This window comes from Gaoshiqia sediminis, assembly GCF_025907915.1.
Taxonomy (GTDB): domain Bacteria; phylum Bacteroidota; class Bacteroidia; order Bacteroidales; family Prolixibacteraceae; genus Gaoshiqia; species Gaoshiqia sediminis.
In genome coordinates this window covers 1-1,259 of sequence record NZ_JAPAAF010000097.1, presented here as the reverse complement: position 1 = coordinate 1,259, position 1,259 = coordinate 1, and the positions used below count along the sequence as shown (strand labels likewise).

Below are 1,259 nucleotides of genomic sequence, written 5' to 3'. Positions count from 1 at the left end.
CATTAGTGTTCGAAACCTAACTCGAATTATAAAACGTCCTGATTAACTGAGGGTTTCCCCCGCAAAGAATAACAATATCTTCAATAAGTAAGGCCTCAAGTTGATTGGCTAACTTAATTTTAGGGATTTTATAGCCCTTGTAATTATTAACATTTTTAAATACAGTCAATAAGATTGAGCTAATCAATGTCAGATACAGGACATTACGTATTCCGTCCTCATCGCGTGACAGTAGGTGGCTAAAGTTGAGTTGTTGCTTTATAAACTTGAAAAAGACCTCTATCTGCCAGCGTTCCTTGTAGATATGAGCTACTTCGTAGGCCTGCAAGTCTTTAATGTTAGTTAGAAAGAGTAACGGACTACCTTCCTTTTCGCTGATTATTAGCCTATAAAAACTTTTTGTGGGTTTGTTCTTTTTATCAAATAATTGTACTACGTAATCATGCTTAATGGCCAAACTTGAAAGGTCATTATTAGTTGGGACTGTTAACTCCTCCAGTATTTTATATCGGATATTGGGATTTACTCTTGTTACAAATTGATATTCCGCGAAGCATAGTTGCTCCAATACTTTTCGCGATTGAAGCCCACGGTCAAATACGATAATATCATCGTCCTTATTCGTATAATCCATGATTGCTTCTCCAAGTGCAATATCCTCTGATAGATGGTGTTGGTCATTAAAAATAGCAGCATAGACAGGGATCTTTCGGAAACCCATTGTGAACTTCACGTATCGCTTATCCCCCTTTTTGTTGATCTTCATACCATTCTTGAGTAATTTGGAAGACGCAGCAACCAAGGTCGAGTCAAACGAAACGATATTAGATGAGGGCTGGAGATGCGCTTCAAACTTTTGTAAGCATTCTTTGAATATCGCCTCAAAAAAAGAAGGATTAATGCTTATTAGCCTGTCCCGTATAGAGTTATATTTAACTCCCTGTTTTACAGAGCTAGCCACCTTCGCGAAAGAAATTGAATGGTAAATCTCTTCAATAACCCTGTAACTTGTTTCTCTTGTTGTAAGAAAACTATACAATAGCAGTTTGAACATAGAAACTCCATCCAGTTTCTTCACTTGGAAATCAACATTATATTCCAAACTGAGCTTTTGTAAAAGCTCAACAGGAAGATAATTAATGATTTGCCTTGCATTCACAAATCAAATATAAGCCATGGCTACACTGGATTAATGCTGAATATTAGTATTTTACAAACAACCACGTGTTGACAAAATCATGTTTCGAACACTAATGATT

The 1,259-nt window shown here is 36.3% G+C and carries 1 protein-coding gene; it reads right to left on the bottom strand.

The genetic code is table 11. From position 1 onward, the window contains the following. Positions 1-16 precede the first annotated feature (16 nt). Complete coding sequence (locus N2K84_RS20130) at positions 17-1,159, bottom strand: IS4 family transposase (RefSeq protein ID WP_282593631.1); 1,143 nt, start codon at positions 1,157-1,159, stop codon at positions 17-19. Positions 1,160-1,259: the final 100 nt, after the last annotated feature.